This window comes from Embleya sp. NPDC059213, assembly GCF_042754445.1.
Classification (GTDB): Bacteria; Actinomycetota; Actinomycetes; order Streptomycetales; family Streptomycetaceae; genus Embleya.
The window spans coordinates 102,723-105,705 of sequence record NZ_JBHZAV010000015.1; the positions used below are offsets into that span (position 1 = coordinate 102,723).

Genomic DNA, 2,983 nt, shown 5'->3' on the forward strand with positions numbered 1-2,983 from the left:
GGCGTTGTTCCACCCGCCCCGGGGGGGGTGGGGGGGCGGGGGGGCCGCCACCCCGGCCCCCGCGACCCCCGCACCGGGGGCGCCCGCCCCGCCGTGGTGGCGCCGGGGGGCACGGCCACAGGTCCACGGCCTTCGGGCGACAGCAGAAACATCCGGCGCGCGGACATTCCAAGTGTGGCGCGCATGATCGAATCCGGCCACCCCTGCGCCGGATTTTGATCATCATTCTTACTGTTTTTGATCGGCTGATCAGGTGCGTTACTCGTGCCCGGCCGGACTGTCCTGGGCGACGAGCGCCTGCTGCACGGTGTCGTGCACGGCCACCATCAGGGTGAAGCCGGTCAGGCGCAGCACCCGGGCGACCGCCCGGGTCGGCGCGATCAGTTGCAGGGAGCCGCCGGCCTCGCGGGCCCGCCGCTCGGCTCGGACCAGGATCCGCAGGCCGAACGAGTCGATGAAGGCGACCGAGGACAGGTCGAGCAACAAGCGGTTCAGGCCCGCCGAGACCTGTCGGCTCAGCGCGTCGTCCAGGATCGGACCACTGTCCATATCGATCTCGCCGTGCACGGTCACCAACGTGTGACCGGCTCCGGCTGCCGATACCTGCACCAGGAGGGGACCGCTCTCGTCGTTCACGGGCGCATGCCTACCCTTCGATTCCGGGAGCACACCTCACGTGCCCCGCCGGGTCGTCGACGCGACACCGGCACCGTGCGTCACCGGTGTCGGGACGGGCCGGGCGCCCGTGTCGGTGTTCGTCCCGGCGCTTCGGCTCGGCACCCGGGGTCGGCACCGGGGCTCAGCACTCGATGATGTTGACCGCGAGGCCGCCCCGGGCGGTCTCCTTGTACTTGGTCTTCATGTCCGCGCCGGTCTCCTTCATGGTCTTGATGACCTTGTCCAGCGAGACGTGGTGCCGGCCGTCGCCGCGCAGGGCCATCCGGGCGGCGGTGACCGCCTTGACGCCGGCCATGCCGTTGCGCTCGATGCACGGGATCTGCACCAGGCCGCCGACCGGGTCGCAGGTGAGCCCGAGGTTGTGCTCCATGCCGATCTCGGCGGCGTTCTCCACCTGCTCGGGGGTGCCGCCCAGGACCTCCGCCAGGCCGCCGGCGGCCATCGCGCAGGCCGAACCCACCTCGCCCTGGCAGCCGACCTCGGCGCCCGAGATGGACGCGTTCTCCTTGAACAACATGCCGATCGCACCCGCGGCGAGCAGGAAGCGCACGATGCCGTCCTCGTCCGCGCCCGGGACGGTGGCCACGTAGTGGTGCAGGACGGCCGGGATGATTCCGGCGGCGCCGTTGGTGGGCGCGGTGACCACCCGGCCGCCGGCGGCGTTCTCCTCGTTGACGGCCATCGCCCACAGGGTGACCCACTCCATCGCGTGCGTGGGGCGGTCTCCCTCGGCGCGCAGCGTGCGGGCGGTCCGCGCGGCACGGCGGCGCACCTTGAGCCCACCGGGCAGGATGCCCTCGGTGGACAGGCCGCGCTCCATGCACGCGCGCATCACGTGCCAGATCTCCAGCAGCTCGGCGCGGATCTCCGGCTCGGTGCGCCACGCCTTCTCGTTCTCCAGCATCAGCGCGGACACCGAGAGGCCGGTCTCCCGGGTCAACCGCAACAACTCGTCGCCGGTGCGGAACGGGTGTCGCAGCACGGTGTCGTCGGGCTTGACCCGATCCGCCCCGACCGCGTCCTCGTCCACCACGAAGCCGCCGCCGACCGAGTAGTAGGTCTTGGTGAGCAACTCGGTGCCGTCCGCGTCGCGTGCCCACGCGGTCATCCCGTTGGCGTGGTACGGCAGCGACTTGCGTCGGTGCAGCACCAGGTCCCGGTCGCCGTCGAAGGCGATGTCCTGCACGCCCAGCAGCCGCAACATCCCCGACTCGCGGATGCGCGCCAGCTCCGGCTCGACCTCCTCCGGGTCGATGGTGCGCGGCGAATAACCCTCCAGGCCGAGCAGCACCGCGCGTGGCGTGCCGTGCCCGTGCCCGGTCGCGCCCAGGGAGCCGTACAGCTCGACCCGGACGGAGGCGACCCGGTCCAGGACGCCCTCGCTCTTGAGCCGCTGCGCGAACATCCGCGCGGCGCGCATGGGGCCCACCGTGTGGGAGCTCGACGGGCCGATCCCGATCGAGAACATGTCGAACACACTGATCGCCAAGGCGGATGGCCCTTCAAGCGGACGGCAGGGACGTGTGCGCTCCGAAGAACGCGCTTGTGGCGGTCCGACGGCTCGGACAACCCTCCCAGGCTAGGTCACCGGCTCCGGTCCCGGGACCGCCCGGCCCTGATCACCGCGGAGCCTGATCACCACGGGTCCCGGTCGGCCTCGTCGGCCGCCTCCTGATCCAGCGCCTCCCGGACCACGCGCAGGGCCAGGCCCTCGCCGTATCCCTTGCGCGCGAGCATGCCCGCCACCCTGCGGATGCGCTTGTCCCGGTCCAGGCCACGCGTGCCCGGCAACCGTCTGGCCACCAGGGCCCGGGCCGTCTCCAGCTCCTGCTCGGGATCGAGTCGGGCGATCGCCTCGTCCACCACGACGGCGTCCACGCCGCGTTGGCGCAGCTCGCGGGCCAGGGCCCGACGGGCCAACCCCTTCCCGGTGTGCCTGGTGTCGACCCACGCGCCCGCGAAGGCGGTGTCGTCGATCAGTCCCACGTCGGTGAATCGGCCCAGTACGTATTCCGCCACCTCGTCGGGCACCTCCCGACGGCGCAGCGCGTCCGCCAGTTGGGCCCGGGTGCGGGCACGCCCGGTCAGCAGGCGCAGGCAGATCGCCCGCGCGGTGGCCTCCGGATCGGCGAGCGCCTCGGCACCGGCCTCGATGTCGTTCCCGCTGTCGTCCTCGTTTGTGGCGCGCGTGTCCCGGCGGGTCCGGCCCCGAGTCCCGGCCCGCTCACGCCTGTCCCGCTTGCTCCGCCCGTCCCGATCACCGTCGGACCGCCGACTCGCGGTCCGCTCGTCCGCGTCGTGGACG

At 72.4% G+C, this 2,983-nt stretch carries 3 protein-coding genes; all 3 read right to left on the bottom strand.

The genetic code is table 11. The features are described from left to right. Window positions 1–258: 258 nt before the first annotated feature. Window positions 259–636 (bottom strand): STAS domain-containing protein, encoded by a 378-nt coding sequence (locus ACFXMF_RS09030; protein ID WP_379991995.1) that lies wholly within the window; start codon window positions 634–636, stop codon window positions 259–261. Between the two features lie 163 nt (window positions 637–799). Next, a complete protein-coding gene (locus ACFXMF_RS09035; protein ID WP_360312755.1) occupies window positions 800–2,167 on the bottom strand; it encodes an L-serine ammonia-lyase in 1,368 nt (455 codons plus the stop codon). A gap of 146 nt (window positions 2,168–2,313) precedes the next feature. Continuing rightward, window positions 2,314–2,983 (bottom strand): recombination regulator RecX (gene recX, locus ACFXMF_RS09040; protein ID WP_380020590.1); only part of this gene is annotated, 670 nt, incomplete at its 5' end.